This window comes from Aeromicrobium sp. JP4, from assembly GCF_054957925.1.
In genome coordinates this window covers 427778-445218 of the sequence record NZ_CM143290.1, presented here as the reverse complement: position 1 = coordinate 445218, position 17441 = coordinate 427778, and the positions used below count along the sequence as shown (strand labels likewise).

25 protein-coding genes are annotated in these 17441 nt (G+C 71.4%); 15 read left to right on the top strand and 10 right to left on the bottom strand.

What is annotated here, in order from left to right:
- Positions 1 to 3: 3 nt before the first annotated feature.
- Positions 4 to 408: a VOC family protein gene (locus ACY1JX_RS02290; protein ID WP_462565069.1), complete on the top strand. Its 405-nt coding sequence runs from the start codon at positions 4 to 6 to the stop codon at positions 406 to 408.
- Positions 405 to 968, top strand: a complete 564-nt coding sequence (locus tag ACY1JX_RS02285) for a GNAT family N-acetyltransferase (RefSeq protein ID WP_462565068.1) — start codon at positions 405 to 407, stop codon at positions 966 to 968. The genes ACY1JX_RS02290 and ACY1JX_RS02285 overlap by 4 nt, the downstream gene beginning before the upstream one ends.
- On the opposite strand, the gene ACY1JX_RS02280 is transcribed toward ACY1JX_RS02285, so the two are convergent.
- The 3 genes from ACY1JX_RS02280 to ACY1JX_RS02270 all read right to left on the bottom strand — a co-directional run bounded on the left by ACY1JX_RS02280 (position 965) and on the right by ACY1JX_RS02270 (position 2480).
- Positions 965 to 1351, bottom strand: a complete 387-nt coding sequence (locus ACY1JX_RS02280; protein ID WP_181755741.1) for an amino acid-binding ACT domain-containing protein — start codon at positions 1349 to 1351, stop codon at positions 965 to 967. The two genes, ACY1JX_RS02285 and ACY1JX_RS02280, sit on opposite strands and share 4 nt — an antisense overlap.
- Positions 1348 to 1800, bottom strand: a complete 453-nt coding sequence (locus ACY1JX_RS02275) for an OsmC family protein (RefSeq protein ID WP_462565067.1) — start codon at positions 1798 to 1800, stop codon at positions 1348 to 1350. The genes ACY1JX_RS02280 and ACY1JX_RS02275 overlap by 4 nt, the downstream gene beginning before the upstream one ends.
- A 110-nt stretch (positions 1801 to 1910) precedes the next feature.
- Positions 1911 to 2480 (bottom strand): dihydrofolate reductase family protein, encoded by a 570-nt coding sequence (locus ACY1JX_RS02270; protein ID WP_462565066.1) that lies wholly within the window; start codon positions 2478 to 2480, stop codon positions 1911 to 1913.
- A gap of 75 nt (positions 2481 to 2555) precedes the next feature.
- Between ACY1JX_RS02270 and ACY1JX_RS02265 the strand changes: the two genes are divergently transcribed.
- Genes ACY1JX_RS02265 through ACY1JX_RS02255 form a run of 3 tightly spaced genes read left to right on the top strand, consistent with a single transcriptional unit; the run spans position 2556 to position 4309 of the window.
- Complete coding sequence (locus ACY1JX_RS02265; protein WP_462565065.1) at positions 2556 to 3125, top strand: TetR/AcrR family transcriptional regulator; 570 nt, start codon at positions 2556 to 2558, stop codon at positions 3123 to 3125.
- A 56-nt stretch (positions 3126 to 3181) separates the two neighbouring features.
- Positions 3182 to 4000 carry a DUF1206 domain-containing protein gene (locus ACY1JX_RS02260; protein WP_181755745.1) on the top strand — a complete coding sequence of 273 codons (819 nt, stop codon included), beginning with the start codon at positions 3182 to 3184 and terminating at the stop codon, positions 3998 to 4000.
- 48 nt (positions 4001 to 4048) lie between these two features.
- Entirely contained in the window at positions 4049 to 4309 is a 261-nt protein-coding gene (locus tag ACY1JX_RS02255; protein WP_179424339.1) for a hypothetical protein, read from the top strand.
- Between the two features lie 68 nt (positions 4310 to 4377).
- Here the strand turns inward: ACY1JX_RS02255 and ACY1JX_RS02250 are convergent, their stop codons facing one another.
- Positions 4378 to 4902 carry a polymer-forming cytoskeletal protein gene (locus ACY1JX_RS02250; RefSeq protein ID WP_286928788.1) on the bottom strand — a complete coding sequence of 175 codons (525 nt, stop codon included), beginning with the start codon at positions 4900 to 4902 and terminating at the stop codon, positions 4378 to 4380.
- A 130-nt stretch (positions 4903 to 5032) separates the two neighbouring features.
- Here ACY1JX_RS02250 and ACY1JX_RS02245 point away from each other — a divergent pair, with 130 nt between their 5' ends.
- From ACY1JX_RS02245 to ACY1JX_RS02215, 7 genes are all read left to right on the top strand, one after another.
- Positions 5033 to 6541 (top strand): molybdopterin-dependent oxidoreductase, encoded by a 1509-nt coding sequence (locus tag ACY1JX_RS02245; protein ID WP_462565064.1) that lies wholly within the window; start codon positions 5033 to 5035, stop codon positions 6539 to 6541.
- A gap of 69 nt (positions 6542 to 6610) precedes the next feature.
- Positions 6611 to 7228 carry a fasciclin domain-containing protein gene (locus tag ACY1JX_RS02240; RefSeq protein WP_286928786.1) on the top strand — a complete coding sequence of 206 codons (618 nt, stop codon included), beginning with the start codon at positions 6611 to 6613 and terminating at the stop codon, positions 7226 to 7228.
- A 24-nt stretch (positions 7229 to 7252) separates the two neighbouring features.
- The gene (gene sigK, locus ACY1JX_RS02235; protein WP_181755750.1) at positions 7253 to 7843 is read left to right on the top strand and encodes an ECF RNA polymerase sigma factor SigK; all 591 of its coding nucleotides are present in this window, start codon (positions 7253 to 7255) and stop codon (positions 7841 to 7843) included.
- Complete coding sequence (locus ACY1JX_RS02230) at positions 7840 to 8541, top strand: anti-sigma factor (protein ID WP_181755751.1); 702 nt, start codon at positions 7840 to 7842, stop codon at positions 8539 to 8541. Before sigK ends, ACY1JX_RS02230 begins: the two co-directional genes overlap by 4 nt.
- Positions 8542 to 8566: 25 nt before the next feature.
- On the top strand, positions 8567 to 8854 hold the full coding sequence (locus ACY1JX_RS02225) for a DUF1905 domain-containing protein (protein ID WP_462565063.1): 288 nt from the start codon (positions 8567 to 8569) through the stop codon (positions 8852 to 8854).
- Positions 8855 to 8863: 9 nt separating this feature from the next.
- The gene (locus tag ACY1JX_RS02220) at positions 8864 to 9106 is read left to right on the top strand and encodes a superinfection immunity protein (protein ID WP_206680006.1); all 243 of its coding nucleotides are present in this window, start codon (positions 8864 to 8866) and stop codon (positions 9104 to 9106) included.
- Between the two features lie 4 nt (positions 9107 to 9110).
- A complete protein-coding gene (locus tag ACY1JX_RS02215) occupies positions 9111 to 9695 on the top strand; it encodes a DnaJ family domain-containing protein (protein ID WP_181755752.1) in 585 nt (194 codons plus the stop codon).
- Here ACY1JX_RS02215 and ACY1JX_RS02210 read toward each other — a convergent pair.
- On the bottom strand, positions 9655 to 10278 hold the full coding sequence (locus tag ACY1JX_RS02210) for an L-threonylcarbamoyladenylate synthase (RefSeq protein ID WP_462565062.1): 624 nt from the start codon (positions 10276 to 10278) through the stop codon (positions 9655 to 9657). The genes ACY1JX_RS02215 and ACY1JX_RS02210 overlap by 41 nt on opposite strands.
- 20 nt (positions 10279 to 10298) lie before the next feature.
- Positions 10299 to 10445: a GPGG-motif small membrane protein gene (locus ACY1JX_RS02205; RefSeq protein WP_172806395.1), complete on the bottom strand. Its 147-nt coding sequence runs from the start codon at positions 10443 to 10445 to the stop codon at positions 10299 to 10301.
- Between the two features lie 106 nt (positions 10446 to 10551).
- Between ACY1JX_RS02205 and ACY1JX_RS02200 the strand changes: the two genes are divergently transcribed.
- Both ACY1JX_RS02200 and cobA read left to right on the top strand, forming a co-directional pair.
- Positions 10552 to 11337: a phosphoadenylyl-sulfate reductase gene (locus tag ACY1JX_RS02200; RefSeq protein ID WP_462565061.1), complete on the top strand. Its 786-nt coding sequence runs from the start codon at positions 10552 to 10554 to the stop codon at positions 11335 to 11337.
- On the top strand, positions 11334 to 12539 hold the full coding sequence (cobA, locus tag ACY1JX_RS02195) for a uroporphyrinogen-III C-methyltransferase (RefSeq protein WP_462565060.1): 1206 nt from the start codon (positions 11334 to 11336) through the stop codon (positions 12537 to 12539). The genes ACY1JX_RS02200 and cobA overlap by 4 nt, the downstream gene beginning before the upstream one ends.
- On the opposite strand, the gene ACY1JX_RS02190 is transcribed toward cobA, so the two are convergent.
- The 3 genes from ACY1JX_RS02190 to ACY1JX_RS02180 all read right to left on the bottom strand — a co-directional run bounded on the left by ACY1JX_RS02190 (position 12487) and on the right by ACY1JX_RS02180 (position 13771).
- The gene (locus ACY1JX_RS02190) at positions 12487 to 12942 is read right to left on the bottom strand and encodes an SRPBCC family protein (protein ID WP_462565059.1); all 456 of its coding nucleotides are present in this window, start codon (positions 12940 to 12942) and stop codon (positions 12487 to 12489) included. The two genes, cobA and ACY1JX_RS02190, sit on opposite strands and share 53 nt — an antisense overlap.
- Before the next feature lie 81 nt (positions 12943 to 13023).
- Positions 13024 to 13416 carry a hypothetical protein gene (locus ACY1JX_RS02185; protein WP_462565058.1) on the bottom strand — a complete coding sequence of 131 codons (393 nt, stop codon included), beginning with the start codon at positions 13414 to 13416 and terminating at the stop codon, positions 13024 to 13026.
- A complete protein-coding gene (locus tag ACY1JX_RS02180) occupies positions 13409 to 13771 on the bottom strand; it encodes a hypothetical protein (protein ID WP_462565056.1) in 363 nt (120 codons plus the stop codon). Before ACY1JX_RS02180 ends, ACY1JX_RS02185 begins: the two co-directional genes overlap by 8 nt.
- Positions 13772 to 13808: 37 nt before the next feature.
- Between ACY1JX_RS02180 and ACY1JX_RS02175 the strand changes: the two genes are divergently transcribed.
- On the top strand, positions 13809 to 14600 hold the full coding sequence (locus ACY1JX_RS02175) for a serine aminopeptidase domain-containing protein (protein ID WP_462565055.1): 792 nt from the start codon (positions 13809 to 13811) through the stop codon (positions 14598 to 14600).
- Here ACY1JX_RS02175 and gcvP read toward each other — a convergent pair.
- Positions 14546 to 17401, bottom strand: a complete 2856-nt coding sequence (gene gcvP, locus ACY1JX_RS02170) for an aminomethyl-transferring glycine dehydrogenase (protein ID WP_462565054.1) — start codon at positions 17399 to 17401, stop codon at positions 14546 to 14548. The two genes, ACY1JX_RS02175 and gcvP, sit on opposite strands and share 55 nt — an antisense overlap.
- Positions 17402 to 17441 lie beyond the last annotated feature (40 nt).

The following is a 17441-nucleotide window of genomic DNA, read 5'->3' as shown; positions in this document are numbered from 1 at the left end:
CTCATGACTCCGCACAGCATCGTCATCGGCCTGCCCATCGCCGACCGTCCGAGGTCGCGCGACTTCTACCGCGACGTCCTGGGATTCGAGGCGCCGGGCGAGCTGGCGGACGATGGCGTCCCGGAGCCGCTGCAGCTCGCACTGTCGGAGACGGTGAGCGTGATGCTGGTGCCGACCGGGGGATTCGGGTGGGCGATCGGCGGCCGTCCCGTGGCGCCGACCGACCAGCACGAGTGCGTGTTCACGCTGTCGGTGCGATCGGAGTCCGACGTCGACGCGCTGCTGGAGCGGGCGCGGTCCGCGGGCGCCGAGATCGTCACCGGGGCAACCCGGCAGCCCTGGGGCTACACCGGTACGTTCGCCGATCCCGACGGCCACCTGTGGTCGGCCCTGGTCGACCAGGGATGACCGGAGACCTGACGTCGATCGAGGCGACGTGGACGGACCCCGGCTCGTCACCGCGGGAGGTGGGCCTCGTACGGATCCCGTTGCCCGTGCTGGACGCGCTCGCGCGCGGTGACGGTGAGTCGGCCGAGCGGCTCGCCGAGCTGGAGCTCGGGTCGTACGTCACGGGACCCGACTGCCTGTGGCTCTGGGAGATACGCCGTGACCAGCTCGTGGTGAGTCCTGACGACCACGCATGGGTGACCCGCCTGATCGTCGATGGTCGCTCCGGCGACGTCGTCGGCGTGGCGGGCTTCCACGGGGCGCCGGACCAGCGCGGCATGGTCGAGATCGGCTACCGGATCGACCCGGACCGACGTCGGCGCGGCTACGCGCGGTCGGCCCTCCAGGTGATGCTGGCGATCGCGAACGCGGAACCGCGGGTCGACGTCGTTCGCGCGACGGTCAGTCCGGACAACCTCGCGTCCCGGGCGCTGCTCGACCAGTACGGCTTCCGTGAGGTCGGCGAGCAGTGGGACGACGTGGACGGGCTCGAGACGATCTTCGAGCGGCCGGCAGGCTAGGCAGGGTCGGGCCCGTCGGTCAGTCCCAGGGCGCGGGCGGCGCGGGAACGATCGTCGACGACGAGGACCTTGCGTCCGTCGTGATCGGTGTACTGGACGTCGAGCCGGACGCCGGCGACGTCGAGCTGTCGCATGAGTCGTCCGAGCGCGCCGGGGACGTCGGCCTCGAGGGGGACCAGCAGCACCTCGCTGACCGCGATCACGTCGATGTCAGCTTCCGCCAGGGCACGGGCGGCCGCGTCAGCATCCGCGACGAGGTAGTGCGCCGTCCGCTCCCACATTCCTCCGCCGAGGAGGTCGACGCCGGCGGCCCCCAGGACCGCACCGATGCGCTCCAGCGACGCCGCACCGTCACGGGCCACGACGGCGATGTCGCGCATCACGCGACCAGCTCGATTGTGGGCTCGATGCGGACAGTGGCGTTCAGGGTGTTGGCGATGAAGCACTGCCGGTGCGCCGCCTCGACCAGCCGCTCCACGGTGGCCTCGTCCGTGTCGCGGGCCGTGATCCGGGGTCGCAGCACGACCTCGGTGATGCGCATGGACTCCGCGGCCTGCGGCATCACGGCGGTCGCGTCGTCCTCGTAGGTCAGGACCTCGACCTCGGCCAGCGCGGCGACCGCCAGGAATGACAGCAGCTGGCACGAGCTGGCAGCGGCGAGCAGCAGCTGCTCGGGGTTCGTCATGCTGGCGTCGCCGCGGAACGAGGCATCGGCGCTCACCGGCAGCGTTCCGCCGGCGAGCTCGACGTCGTGCGTCCGGTCGTACGCCCGGTAGCCGTCGCCCGTGGACCCATTCCACGCCAGGCGCGTGGAGTACTCGTGAGTGGACATGGAACGACCGTAGGATCACGCTCCGACAGATCTGTCGTCGCTCTGCACGGTTGTCCGATAATGCACATTATGTCAGTTATGCACGAGGCGGCCCGCGGAAGAGGCTCCCCTCACGTGGACCGCAGGTACTCCTCGATCACCAGGCCGGACTCGAACCGTCGCGTGCTGACGAGGTCGAACGGCGCGACCGTCGGGTCGGCGCCGCCGAACAGGCGGATGCCGTCACCGAGGACGATCGGATACCGCTTGAGCACCAGTCGATCGATCTCGGACAGCAGCGAGCCGGCGAGCTCGCCGCCACCGCACAGGTAGATGCCCAGGCCGTCCTCCTGCTTCAGCTCCCGGATCGTGGCCAGCGCGTCGGCCGTGTAGGTGACGCCGTCCGGCGGCGTGGCCTCCGAGCGGGTCGCCACGTACTCGCGTAGGTGGGCGTACGGGTTCAGAATGCCCTCGTCGAGGGCGATCTGGTAGCTCCTGCTCCCCTGGATCACCGTGTCGAACCGGGTGCGTGGCGGCGCGATCCCGAGCGCCTCGAGGAATCCCGACGGAACGGCGTCCGCGAAGTCGCTCGTGAGGACGGCGGCGTGATCGCCGGTCACCGGGAAGGCATCGAAGGCACCGTCGGGTTCGGCGATGAAGCCGTCGATCGAGACGGCGACGTAGAAGACGAGCTCGCGCATCATCTCTCCATTCACTACGGATGTTGTGGTTGAAACGTACCACGACGCCCGTCGTGGTAGCGATACCCTGAGGCCATGGTCCGCAATGTCGAGCGCCGCACGCTCCTGGCCGACGCCGCCGTGAGAGTCCTCTCGCAGCAGGGCTCCCGGGGGCTGACGCACCGGGCGATCGACCTCGAGGCCGGCGTGCCGAAGGGCACGGCGTCGAACTACTTCGCCTCGCGCGACGGCATCATCGACGCGATCCTCGTGCGCATCGGCGAGCGCCTCTCCCCCGATCCCGAGATCCACGCGGAGCTCGCGCGGCGCACCCCCGGCATCGACCTGTTCACGGACTACCTGAAGGACATCGTCCACCGGCTGACGGCGGAGTCCGACGTCATGATCGCGCTGTTCGAGCTGCGCCTGGAGGCCACGCGCCGCCCCCATGTCGCGGAGGCGCTGACGAGCTGGCGCCGCGACGGCCTGGCCGCCGACGTCGAGTTCAACACGTCCATGGGCCTGCCCGGTGACGCTTCGGACATCGCCCTGTTCCACTACGCGATCGACGGCCTGGTGTTCGACCGTCTGACCGTCCCGCTCGACGAGACCGCGGACGTCGACGCGCTCGTCGAGACCCTCGCGCGTCGGATCCTCGGCACCTGAACGTGCGCGGCCGTCGTGAACGGGCCGCGCCGTCCCGGACGCCCTAGGCTCGGGCCATGTCCCCCCGATCAGCAAGATCCACCGCGCGCGCGGTGGACGACCATCCCGCGCTGGACTACGTGGCACGTGCCGGACTGGTGGCGTTCGGCATCGTCCACCTGATGATGGGCTGGCTCACCCTCCAGCTCGCGTTCGGCGACCGCGAGAACAAGGCCGACAGCACCGGCGCCGTCCGTGAGCTCGCCCAGCAGCCCTTCGGCGAGCCGATCGTGTGGGCCGTGGGCCTCGGCATGGTGCTGCTCGCGGTGTGGCAGGCGATCGAGGCCGCGGTGGGACACCGCCAGGAGGACGACCCGAAGCGACTGCGCAAGCGGGTGACGAGCCTGGGCAAGGCGGTCCTGTACGCCGTCATCGCGTTCAGCGCCTTCAAGGTCGTCACCGGGTCGAGCTCCTCGAAGAAGGACGGCACCGCGTCGTTCAGCGCCAAGCTGATGGACCTTCCCCTCGGCCAGGCGCTCGTGGGGCTCGTGGCCCTCGGGATCGCCGCCGTCGGTGTCTACCTCATCTACAAGGGTCTGACCGAGCGCTTCCTCAAGGACATCGAGGCCGGCGGCGCCAGCGGCCGCGTCGGCTCGGCCTACGTCTGGCTGGGCAAGATCGGCTACGTCGCCAAGGGTGCCGCGGTCCTGGGCGTCGCCGCGCTCTTCGGCTACGCCGCGATCACCCACGAGCCGGACAAGTCCGGCGGCATCGACGAGGCGCTGCTCACCGTGCTGGACCAGCCGTTCGGGCCCGTCGTGATCGCCCTCGTCGGCGCCGGTTTCGCGGCGTTCGGCCTGTTCTGCTTCGCATGGGCACGCCACATCGACCGCTGATACAGCCCAAACGGGCCGTACGTCGAACACCCGTTCTACAGTGGTCCCATGGGTCACAACCGGAGGTACGGCGACCGCTTGTCGGCGCTGGACCCTCCGGCCGTGACTCCCCCGCCTCGCATCCGGCCCCAGCACGTCTGGGTCAACCTGTCGACCGTCCAGCACGCGCCCGCGGTGTATCCCGGGGTGCTCGTGGAGTGGCGACCCGTGGTGAAGGGCTGGGAGGCGCTGTGCACGTGGGCCTCGCCGGACGGTGTCGTCCACACCGGGTGGCTGCCCGCCGCACGGCTCAAGCCGGCCTCCGGGTGAGTGACCCTCCCGAGACGCGGACGGCCCCCGGAGCGGGTGCTCCAGGGGCCGTTCCGGGCTGAGGTCGGTCAGCGGCGCACGAGGCGACCAGCGCCACCCTCGCTGAGCGAGCCCTCGACGTCCGCGCCACGCCAGATCAGCAGGTGGCCGGCGCCGCGCTCACGGACGCTGCCGTCGATCTCCGCCGCGCGGTAGATGCGGACGTGGCCGCTGTGGAGTTCGGTGACCGTGCCGTCCACGTCGCCCGCGACGGTCAGGTTGCCGCTGTCGCGCTCGGTGATGTTGCCGTCGACGGAGCCGGAGGGCGTGACCGTGACGGAGCCGCGACCGAGCTGGCGGACGTTGCCGTCCACGTCACCGCGGATGATGATGTTGCCGTGGCGCACCGTGAGGTTCCCGTCGACGTCGCCGTTGACCACGAGGTTGCCCTTGCGGATGCTGATGTTGCCGTCGATGTCGCGGTTCTTCTTCACCGTGAAGCTGCCCTTGCGGCTGATGTTGCGGTTGTCGTCGTCATCCGCGGAAGCCATCGCGGGCAGTCCGGCCAGCAGGACGCCGCCGGTCAGGGCGAGGGCGAGGGTCTTGGTCTTCATCGTGCGCTCCTTCGTTCGGTACGTGATGACCCCATCGTGCAGAGCCGAAGTGAGCCGGAGGTGAACGAAACATGAGAGTGCTCTCATGTTCGGGTCCCATCCGTTCGGCGCTCCGCAACGAACCCCTTCCATGAATCGCCACGAAGCCGTCTCGGGAGTCACCTCGGGGCTGACCGCAGCCCTGGCGGGGCTCGCCGCCGGGCACCTCGCCGCCGCACTGATCGCGCCGGCCGCCTCCCCCGTGCTCTCCGTCGGGAGCGCGGTGATCGACCGGACACCGACAGCCCTCAAGCAGTTCGCCATCGAGCGGTTCGGCACCGCCGACAAGCCGATCCTGCTCGGAACGGTGCTCGTCGTGACACTGCTGCTCGCGGCGCTCGGCGGCCTGCTGGCCCGCCGGTCGTTCATCGCCGGCGCCGCCGTCGTGCTCGGGCTCGTGGCCGCTGCGGGCTGGGCCGCGCTGGCCCGCCCCGCGGCTCGCCCCGTCGACGTGCTGCCAGCCGCCGTGACCGCGATCGTCGCCATCGTCGTCCTGCGCTGGCTCTCCCCTGGGCCCGACGAGCCCGACGAGGTCGCGGACGGCCCCGGCCGACGACGCCTCCTGATCGGGACCGGAGCGATCGTGGGTGCCGCGGTGGTCGTCGGATCGGTGGGCCAGTGGCTCACGGTGCGCGCCCGCGACGTCACCAACATCGTGTTCCCTCGCGCTCGCAAGCCCCTGCCGCCCCTCCCCCGTGGACTCGAGGCGCAGTACCGCGGCATCTCGTCGTTCCGCACGGACCGCGACGACTTCTACCGCGTCGACATCAACCTGACGGTCCCCGTGGTCGACCACGAGACCTGGACCCTGCGGATCGACGGCATGGTCGACCGACCCTACGAGCTGACCTTCGACGAGCTGCTCGAGCTCCCGCTCGTCGAGTGCGACATCACCCTCACCTGCGTCTCCAACGAGGTCGGCGGCCCGTACGTCGGTGCGGCCCGCTGGTTGGGGGTCCGGGTGTCCGATCTGCTCGAGCGGGCGGGGGTGCGGTCCGGTGCCGACCAGATCCTGAGCACGGCCGTCGACGGCTTCACGATCAGCACTCCCCTGGCGGCCGCCCAGGACGGCCGGGACATGATCGTGGCGGTCGCCATGAACGGTGAGGCGCTCCCCCGCGACCACGGCTTCCCGGCCCGCCTGGTGACTCCGGGGCTCTACGGGTACGTCGGCGCCACGAAGTGGCTCACCCGGCTCACCGTCACGACCTACGAGAAGAAGTCGGCCTACTGGACCGACCGCGACTGGGCCATCGACGGGCCGATCAAGATCTCGTCGCGCATCGACACGCCCGCCGCGCTGAAACCCGTCGGCGCGGGTCGCGTCGTCGTCGGCGGCGTCGCGTGGGCTCAGGGTCGCGGCGTGGGCGCCGTCGAGGTCAAGGTGGACGACGGCGACTGGGAGCCCGCGGAGTTCGGCCCCGATGCCGGTGTGGACTACTGGCGCCAGTGGTACATGCTCTGGGACGCCGAGCCCGGCCGCCACACGCTCACCGTGCGTGCCAAGAGCCTCGACGGGGAGGTCCAGACCGAGAAGCGAGCGGCGCCTTTTCCCGATGGTTCCAGCGGATACCAGCAGATCGTGGTCCAGGTCACATGAATCGACCCATCCGGATGCGCCCCGGCACCGAATGACTGACAACTTCGTCACCCAATGAGAGGCACGATCATGAACCGCTTGCTCCCCCGCCGTACCGCAGCCGCCGCTGCCGCCGCCTTCATGTGCGTCGGTCTGGCCGCCTGCAGCAGCAGTGGCGACGACTCCAGCAGCAGCGAGTCGACGACGCCCTCCGCGTCCGAGTCGATGGCCGCCGAGGCGATGACCGGTCCGTTCGGCCCCGGCTGCTCCGCCGTCCCCACCGAGGGTGAGGGCTCCGTCGACGGCATGGCCGACGACCCGGTCGCGACCGCCGCGTCCAACAACCCCCTGCTCACCACGCTGGTCAAGGCCGTCACCGCCGCCGACCTCGTGGACACGCTGAACAGCGCCGAGGCCCTGACGGTGTTCGCTCCGACCGACGACGCGTTCGCCAAGATCCCCGCCGCCGACCTGGACGCCCTGCTGGCCGACAAGGACGCGCTGACCAAGGTGCTGACGCATCACGTCGTCGAGGGCCAGCTGGCGCCCGAGGACGTGGCCGGCGAGCACGAGACCCTCGCGGGTGACACGATCACCGTGGAGGGTTCCGGCGAGGAGTTCACCGTGGGCGAGGCGGCCGTGATCTGCGGCAACGTCGACACGGCGAACGCCAAGGTCTACGTCGTCGACTCCGTCCTGATGCCCTGACCTGCGACTGACGGGACAACTCCGGTGAACCACCTGCGAGCAGTGCCCTCGGGCGGCGAAGAGTCGCCGCCCGAGGCGCTGGCCGACACCCTGAGGCGGTGCGGACGCGGCGACGAAGCCGCCTTCGCCACGCTGTACGACGAGACCTCCGCGCGCATCCACGGACTCGTCCGGCGGATCGTGCGGGACCGCGCCCAGAGCGAGGAGGTCACGCAGGAGGTCTACCTCGAGGTGTGGCGGCAGGCAGCACGGTTCGACCCCGCTCGCGGGTCCGCCCTGAGTTGGCTCATGACGATCGCGCACCGCCGGGCGGTGGATCGGGTCCGCAGCGCGGAGGCCGCCACGGCACGCGACACGCAGCACGTCCTGCGGGACGTCGCGGTGGCGCATGATTCGACGAGTGAGATGGTCGAGGCCCGGCTGGACGCCCAGCGCGTCCGCCGGGCCCTGGCCGGCCTCACCGAGACGCAGAGGGAGGCCATCGACCTGGCCTACTTCAGAGGTTGTACACACACCGAGGTCGCCACCATGCTGGACGTGCCCGTGGGCACGGCGAAGTCCCGCATCCGGGACGGCCTGATCAGACTTCGTGACGCGATGGGAGCAGAAAGATGAGCGACGTGCACGCGCTGTCCGGCGCCTATGCTCTCGACGCCGTCACCGACGCCGAGCGAGAGAGCTTCGAACGGCACATGGCGGGCTGCGAGGCCTGCCAGGCCGAGGTGGCCAGCCTCCGCGAGACGGCGGCCGTGCTGACCGAGCTCAGCCTGGAGGAGCCGCCCCCGGCGCTGCGCCAGTCCGTGCTCGCCGCCATCACCGAGGTGCGTCAGCTCCCGCCCGAGCCGGCCCGGCGTTCCCGCCGGCACCGCTTCGATCCTCGCCTGCTGCTCGTGGCCGCCGCGTCCGCCGTGGTCCTGGCCGCCGGCGTCGGCGTCGCTATCACCGAGCCGTGGAACGACGGGACCTCGCAGGTCCTCTCCGCGACCGACCGCGTCCTGGAGGACCCGCAGGCACAGCGGGTGACCCAGACGTTCGACGACGGCGCGAGCGCCACCGTGGTGCGCTCGGCCGCCGAGAAGCGCGCCGTGCTCGTCACCCACGACATGCCCGCGGCCCCGGAGGGTCACTCCTACGTGGTGTGGCTCCAGCAGGGCGACGAGATGGTCAAGGCCGCGACGATGCCCCAGGGCCCGGACAACACCGTCCTGCTCGAGGGCGATGCGCTCACGGCGTCCGCGGCGGGCGTGACGGTCGAGGAGGACCCGGACACGTCCGAGCCGACCAGCGACCCGATCGCCCTGTTCGCCTTCTGACACCGTCATCGGGCAGGCTCGTGCCGTGTACGAGTTCGAGGCGACGCTGTGGCGCTGGCGTGAGGACGGGGCGTGGCACTTCGTCACGCTGCCGGAGGACGTGGCCGACGACATCGACGACCGCACTCCCGTGCGTGCCGGGTTCGGCTCGGTCAAGGTCGAGGTGACCGTGGGGTCCCAGACCTGGAACACCTCGGTCTTCCCCAGCAAGGAGCTGCGCTCGTTCATCCTGCCGATCAAGAAGTCGGTCCGGGAGGCCGCCGGGTGCTCGGAGGGCGATCGAATCCTCGTGGCACTGGCCGTTCAGTCGTAGGCTGGGACCGTGAACGACCTGATCACCGACCAGCGCGGCCGACCGTTCCAGACGGTGTTCGGCTGGATCATCGCCATCGCCACGGCCGGGTACATGCTGCCGTGGGCGATCGCCGCCACGCGCGGCAAGTCCAACACCGGCGCCATCTTCTGGCTCAACCTGCTGTTGGGATGGACGGTCGTGGGCTGGATCATCGCGCTCGTCATGGCCTGCACGTCGCACCAGGTGCTGGGGATCAGGAACCCCCGCTGAGCCGATGAACGACGACGCCCGCCGCCGCGCCGCCCGGTACCGCCTGGAACCGGACGCTGACACGGCGGGTACGGACGAGTCCGAGGACGACTCCCCTCCCCCGCCCCGACGGCGTCCGGAGGACCAGACCCTCTGGGTCGACCAGCAGATCCGTGCCGCGATGGCGCGCGGCGAGTTCGACGACCTGCCGCTCGCCGGGAAGCCTCTCCCCCACATCGACACCGCGGCCGAGCCTGACTGGTGGCTGAAGCGGTTCATCGAGCGCGAGAACATCACGGGCGTGCTGCCCGAGGCGCTGCAGTTGCGCAAGGATGACGAGGTGCTGCGCGACGAGCTCGACGGGCTCAGGTCGGAGCGCGCGGTGCGCGAGGCCGTGGAGGAGTTCAACCGCCGGATCGTCGCCGCACGACGCCAGCTGCAGGGCGGCCCGCCTGTGGTCACCGCGCTGCGCGACATCGAGGTCGAGGCGGCCGCCTGGCACGAGCGGCGCGCGGCCCGGGCCCGCGAGCGCCTCGCACAGCCCCCGGAGGACCCGGCCGGGCCGGGACCTATTCGAAGGGCGTGGGATCGCCTGCGCCGACGCGGATGACCTCGGCGTAGCCCTCGGAGAGGTCGACGACCGTGGTGGGCTGCGCGATGACCTCCTCGCCGGAGTCGACGATGGCGTCCACGCGGTCGCCCAGCTCCTCGCCGATCTGCCAGGCCTGGGTCATCGCCTCGGTCTCGCCGGGCAGGATCAACGTCGAGCTCAGGATCGGCTCGCCGAGCTCCTCGACGAGGGCCCGGGTGATCCGGTGGTCGGAGATCCGGACGCCGACGGTCTTCTTCTTCGCCTGCAGCAGGCGCTTGGGCACCTCGAGGGTGCCGGGAAGAATGAAGGTGTAGGGGCCGGGGGTCGCGGCCTTGACGGCGCGGAACACGGCGTTGTCCACGTGGACGAACTGGCCCAGCTGGGCGAAGTCGCGGCAGACGAGGGTGAAGTGGTGCTTGTCGTCGAGGCCACGGATGGACCGGATGCGCTGCAGGGCGTCGGCATTGCCGACCTGCGCGCCGAGGGCGTAGCCCGAGTCGGTGGGATAAGCGATCATCCCGCCTCCCCGCAGCAACGCGACCGCTTGTTGGACGGTGCGTTGCTGCGGGTCGACGGGATGAATGTCGAGATAGCGAACCATGTCGCCACCTTAGGCGTCTGTTACGTGAAGAGGCTCACGCCGCCCGGCCCGACCAGCAGAGCGATGACGATGAGCACTGCGCCCATCACGAAGTCGCGCTGGACGAGACGGATGATGCCGAAGATCGCGATGATCACCGCAGCAATCCACAAAATGGTGTCCCACATGGGGGTGACTCCCTTCGTTAGGTTCGACTCCACCTTGCCGTGAGTTGGCGATGTTCGCATGTTGGACGAGTGGGAGTCGTGCACGGCGGCGAACTAGGTTGGAGGGGTGAGCAGCCCGACCCTGGCCGAACGGCGCGAGCGCCAGCTGGCCCACGACCGCGACCGCAGCGAGCACCTGGCAGCCCGGGCGGAGCGCCCGCGGCGCTCCCCTGACGAGCTGCGTGCCCTCGCGTTGCAGGCCTCGACGCGGTTCGCCGACGGCGAGACCGATGCCCTGCTGGCGTGGGTCGCCGAGGAGTTCGGGCACCTGACCGCCGTGGCCTGCTCGATGGCCGACGCCGTGCTGCCGCATGTTGTCGCACGTCACATCCCCTGGGTCGACACGCTCTTCCTCGAGACGGGCTATCACTTCGCCGAGACCGTCGGCACCCGTGACGCGGTCGAGTCGTCGATGCAGCTCACGATCGTCGACGTCATGCCGCGCCAGAGCGTCGCTGAGCAGGACGCCCAGTACGGCGAGCGCCTCTTCGAGCGGGATCCGGCGCTGTGCTGCCAGTTGCGCAAGGTCGAGCCGCTCACCGAGACGCTCGGCGGCTACGAGGCCTGGATCACCGGCGTCCGCCGCGACGACAGCCCGCTGCGCGCCGACACGCCCTTCGTCACGTGGGACGAGAAGAACGGCCTGGTGAAGATCAACCCGCTGGCCGACTGGACCTTCGACCAGGTCCTCGACTACGCGAACGAGCACGACGTGATCCTCAACCCGCTGCTGAACGACGGCTACCCGTCGATCGGCTGCGCGCCCTGCACGCGCCGTGTGGCGCCCGGTGAGGACCCCCGGGCCGGCCGCTGGGCCGGCCTGGACAAGTCGGAGTGCGGCCTGCACACGTGAGCACCTTCCCCCTCGGCCTGAGGATCGCCGGTCGCCGCGTGGTCGTGGTCGGCGGAGGTCACGTCGCGACCCGCCGCGCCTTCTCCCTCCTCGAGGCCGGCGCCGACGTCCACGTGGTCTCCCCCGCCGTGTCGGACTCGCTCGCCTCGGCGATCGGCCGCGGCACGATCACGTGGCACGAGCGGGCCTACCGCACGGGCGACCTCGACGGTGCCTGGCTGGTGCAGACCGCCACCGACGTCCCGCCGGTCGACGACCTCGTCGCCGACGACGCCGAGGCGGCGCGCATCTTCTGCCTCAAGGGCGGCGACCCGGAGCGCGCCACGGCCTGGACCCCCGCGGTGGCCCGCGTCGACGACATCACGATCGCCGTCAGCGGCGGTGGCGACGCCGGCCGCGCCGCAGCCCTGCGCGACGCGGTGGCCACGGCCCTGCAGACCGGCGACCTCCCGCTGCGCCACCGCACCCACGCGAAGGGGCTCGTCGCGCTCGTCGGCGCCGGCCCCGGTGATCCCGGCCTGCTCACCACGCGGGGCCGGCGCCTGCTCGCGGAGGCCGACGTCGTCGTGTTCGACCGCCTCGCCCCGCAGTCCGTCCTGGCCGAGCTCGCCCCCGACGTCGAGGTGATCGACGTCGGCAAGCAGCCCGACCACCACCCCATCCCGCAGGAGCGGATCAACGAGCTCCTCGTCGACCGCGCCCAGCAGGGCAAGGTCGTCGTGCGGCTCAAGGGCGGCGACCCCTACGTCTTCGGGCGCGGTGGCGAGGAGCTCCTCGCGTGCCGCGCAGCCGGGGTCGAGGTCGAGGTGGTCCCCGGGGTCACGTCGGCGATCGCCGTGGCCGCGGCGGCGGGCATCCCCGTCACGCATCGCGGGGTCGCGCGCGGCTTCTCGGTGCTCACCGGGCACGAGGCCGTCGGCGAGCTGCCGCGCCGCGGCGACCACACCCTGGTGCTCCTGATGGGCGTCAAGCGGCTGCGCACCACGGCCGAGGAGCTCATTGCGGCGGGGCACGACCCGCACACGCCCGCTGCCGTCGTCGAGCGCGGCTTCGCCCCCGACCAGCGCACCACGATCGCCACCCTCGGCACGATCGCCGACCGCGCCGCCCACGCGCAGGCCCCGGCCATCACCGTGATCGGCGACGTCGTCAGCCTCGCTGCCGCAACCACCGGTTCAGTCGCCGCTCTCCCGACCTCATGACCAGACCGTGCGCCAGCACGAACGCCGGGCGCAGCACCCGCTCCGAGCGCAGCATCCACGGCGCGGTGGTGTCCACGTGCCAGTCGATGGTCAGCAGGGTCCGCCCGGCGCGGCCCGGCGCGAAGTCGAGGTGGGCCGACCCGTCGAGGTCGCCGCGCGAGCGGAACCGCATCGTGGTGGTGGGCTGCAGGTCGAGGTCGTGCACCGTGAAGCGCAGCCGGTAGCCGAAGGCGCTGCGCGCGACGAGATCGATCTCCTCGCCGCGGTGGGCGGTCACGCTCACCGCCTCCCACCACGGCAGCGGGTCGTCCTGCTCCAGGAACTGCTCCAGGGTGCGCCAGAGCCGCTCGGGGGGCTCCGCGACGTCCCAGACCGACCGGAACTCGTACGCACGATCGCTCATCAGACCGTGTCGCTGCCGGGATTCGGGCACGAGGCGGGTTTCAATGGGATCAGCCCCGCGCGGTATGAGCGCACGGGGCTCTCACCTTCCCCGGGTGCGGCGCAGCCACCACAGGCCGACGAAGGGCAGCACGAGCGGGACGAAGCCGTAGCCGGCGCCGAAGCCCGACCACACCGTCTGGTCGGGGAACAGCTCGGAGTCCACGATGCTCAGCAGTCCGACACCCAGCACGCCGACGAGCTCGAAGCCGATCGCCGCGGTGGCGACCCGGCGGTTGCCGGTGGCCAGCGCCCACGTCGCGATCCCGTAGACGACACCGGCGACGGCCGACAGCGCATAGGCGACCGGGGCCTCGTCGGCCTTCGTCACGAGCTGGTAGACCGACCGCGCCGTGGCGGCCACGGCGAAGACGGCGTAGACCGCCACGAGGGCGCGTCCGAACCCGTGCTGTGTGTCGGTGTCGTGCTCAGCCATGTCCCACCCAGATCTGGTGCGTACGGATCAGCATGACCGACACCGTGAACATCGCCACCGCGACCACGCCGGTGCCCCAGCGGGTCTTGTCGCCGATCCCCCACAGCACCGAGGCGGGCGGGATGAGCACGGTGGTCGCCAGGTACGACACGTACAGCGCCCTCTCGACGTCGCGGTCGGTGCCGGTGACGGCCACGATCCCCCAGACGAGGCAGGCCAGGAGCAGGACCTCGACCACCGCGACGGAGTAGAACAGCGGGTTGCTGAAGCGGTACGACCTCGCCGTGTGCCAGCCCGCGAACACGGCGGCGGCGAGGGCGGCGGCGGAGGTCACGTAGACCAGGGCGTCAGGCATGTCAGACGTGAGTCTTTCACGCTGGCAGGATGGTCGGGTGAGCACCCCGGTCGTCCTGATCTCGCCCGCGATGGCGGTCCCCTCGTCCTTCTACGGCCCCCTCGAGGCGGCCTTCCGCGAACGCGGCTGGGAGGCGCGCGCCCTGCCCCGGCGTGGCTTCGAGCGCGACCTTCCCCGGGCGTCGCGTCGTCACGACTGGTCGTACGCCGACGAGATCGCCGACACCCAGGCCGCCATCGATGCGGCCCGGATCGAGCATCCCGACCGGCCGGTCGTGCTGTTCGGGCACAGCCTGGGCGGCCAGCTCGGCGGTGCGGTCCAGATCGGCCCCCGTCCGGCCGACGCGATGGTGCTCGTGGGCGTGTCCCTCCCCCACTTCCGCCACTACCCCCGGATCGGGCTGCCGCTCGCGGCGATGGCGCTCACGGTGCCGGTGGTCGGCCTCGTCCGGGGATACGTGCCGAAGCCGTGGTTCGGCGGTCCCGGTGCGCGCACGCTGATGCGCGAGTGGGCACGCGTCGTCCGCACCGGTCGCCCGCCCTACCCCGTGCAGCGCCGCATCACGCTGCCGACACTGGCCGTGCACCTGGCCGGCGACGGCTTCTCCATCGAGGCGGCTGCCCACCGGTTCGAACGGACACTTGTCGACAAGTCGGCCCTGACGAGCTGGGAGTACACCCGCGACCTCGTACCCGAGGGCGGCTCCACCCACCACGTGCTGTGGGCGAAGCACCCCGGACCCGTCGTCGACCGCGTGGTGCGCTGGTGGACCGATCAGGCGAACGCCTCGATCGGCGGGCAGGAGCAGACCAGGTTCCGGTCGCCGTAGGCGTTGTCGATCCGACCCACCGGCGGCCAGTACTTGTCCTGCGTCGTGCCGGCCGGGAACACGCCCTCGGCGACCGGGTACGGGTGCGTCCAGTCCACCAGCTCGTGAGCGGCGTGCGGGGCGCTCACGAGCGGGTTGTCCGAGGCGTCGTACTCCCCCCCCGCGACTCGGTCGATCTCGGAGCGGATCGCCAGCATCGCCTCGCAGAAGCGGTCGAGCTCGGCCAGGTCCTCGGACTCGGTCGGCTCCACCATGAGGGTGCCGGCCACCGGGAAGCTCATGGTCGGCGCGTGGAACCCGTAGTCGATGAGGCGCTTGACGACGTCGTCGATGCTCAGTCCCGCGTTCTTCGTGATCTCGCGCAGGTCCAGGATGCACTCGTGGGCCACGAGGCCGTGGTCGCCCGAGTAGAGCACCGGGAACGCCTCGCCGAGCCGCGCCGCGACGTAGTTGGCCGCGAGCACGGCCACCGACGTGGCGTCGGTGAGGCCGTCGGCGCCCATCATCGCCACGTAGGCGAACGGGATCGGCAGGATGCCCGCCGAGCCGTAGGGGGCGGCGCTGATGGTGCCCGCGGCCTGCCGGCGGTCGGCGTCGGGGTGGAAGGGGTGCTTGGGCAGGAACGGCACGAGGTGCTCGCCCACGGCCACCGGACCGACGCCCGGTCCACCGCCGCCGTGCGGGATGCAGAAGGTCTTGTGCAGGTTCAGGTGCGACACGTCGCCGCCGAAGTCGCCGGGGCGGGCGTGGCCCAGCAGCGCGTTGAGGTTGGCGCCGTCGACGTACACCTGGCCGCCGTGCTCGTGGACGATGTCGCACAGCTCGCTGATGCCGTGCTCGTACACTCCGTGCGTCGAGGGGTAGGTCACCATGATGGCGGCGAGGTCGTCGGCGTGGGTCTCGCACTGCGCGCGCAGGTCGTCGAGGTCGACCTCTCCGGCGTCGGTGGCCTTGACGATCACGACGCGCATGCCCGCCATCACCGCCGAGGCCGCGTTGGTGCCGTGCGCCGAGCTGGGGATGAGGCAGACGTCCCGCGCCTCCTCACCGCGGCTGCGGTGGTACTCGCGGATCGCCAGGAGCCCGGCGAACTCGCCCTGCGAGCCGGCGTTGGGCTGCACCGAGACGGCGGCGTAGCCCGTGACGGTGGCCAGCCACGACTCCAGCGTCTCGACCAGCTCGATCATGCCCGCGGCGTCCTGCGCCGGCACGAACGGGTGCAGGTCGGCGAAGCCGGGCCAGCTGATCGGCTCCATCTCGGTGGTGGAGTTCAGCTTCATCGTGCAGCTGCCCAGCGGGATCATGCCGCGGTCGAGCGCGTAGTCACGGTCGCTGAGCCGGCGCAGGTAGCGCAGCATCTGGGTCTCGCTGCGGTGCTCCACGAACACCGGGTGGGTCAGGATCTCGTCGTCGCGCAGCCAGGCCGGCTCGAGCGAGGCGTCGGCCTCGTGTGGCAGGCTCCCGGCGCCGAACGCCGCGAGCACGGCCTCGAGGTGCGCGTCGGTCGTGGGCTCGGAGACGGCGATGCCGACGCGGTCGTCGTCGAAGCGCCACAGGTGGATCTCGGACTCGCGCGCCGCGGCGACGACCTCGGCGGCCCGCCCCGGCACGACGGCCGTGACGGTGTCGAAGAAGCGGTCGGAGGCGACCTCGACGCCCGCGGCACGCAGGCCGGCGGCCAGGCGCGACGCGCGGCCGTTCACCTGCGTCGCGATCTCGCGGAGGCCCTCGGCACCGTGGTAGACCGCGTACATCGCGGCCGTGACCGCCAGCAGCACCTGGGCGGTGCAGATGTTGGACGTGGCCTTCTCGCGGCGGATGTGCTGCTCCCGCGTCTGCAGCGCGAGGCGGTAGGCCGGACGTCCGGCCGAGTCCACCGAGACGCCGACGAGGCGTCCGGGCAGGTGGCGCTCGAGCCCTGAGCGCACCGCCATGAAGCCGGCGTGCGGTCCCCCGTAGAACATCGGGACGCCGAAGCGCTGGGTCGAGCCCACCACGACGTCGGCGCCGAGGCTGCCCGGCGAGCGCAGCAGGACCTGGGCCAGCGGGTCGGTGACGACCACGGCGAGCGCCCCGGACGCCTTGACCGCGTCGATCACGGGCGCCAGGTCGATGACCGTGCCGTCGGCCCGCTGGTAGGCGATGATGACCCCGCTGAAGTCCCCCTCGGGCAGGCCCTCGCGCAGGTCGGCCTCCACGAGCGGCAGCCCGACCGCCTCGGCCCGCGTGTGCAGGACGGCGAGGGTCTGGGGCAGGAGTCCGTCGTCGACCACGACCGGCAGGTCGGTGCGCTTGCGGTCGGCGCGGCGCACGAGGGTGAGCGCCTCGGCCGCGGCCGTGCCCTCGTCCAGCAGCGACGCGTTCGCGGTGGGCAGACCGGCAAGGTCCTCCACCATCGTCTGGAACGCGAGCAGCGCCTCGAGTCGGCCCTGGGAGATCTCGGGCTGGTAGGGCGTGTAGGCGGTGTACCAGGCGGGATCCTCCAGGACGTTGCGGCGGATGACCGCCGGGGTCGTGGTGGGGTGGTAGCCCAGGCCGATCATCGAGACGCCCGGGGTGTTGCGGTCGGCCAGCTCACGCAGGCGGGCGGTGGCCTCGGTCTCGCTCGCGGCCGCCGGCAGTCCGTCGAGGACCGAGCGGATGCCCGACGGCACCGCGGCCTGCATCAGCGCGTCGAGGCTGTCGTAGCCCAGCCGCTGCAGCATCGCGGCCTGGTCGGACGCGCGCGGACCGATGTGACGGTCGACGAAGCGGGTGGCGGGCTGGCGGGCGGACTGGGGCGTGGGGACCGACTGCGACATGGGCGGGGCTCCGAGGGCTCGACGACAAGGCCCTCCCCCT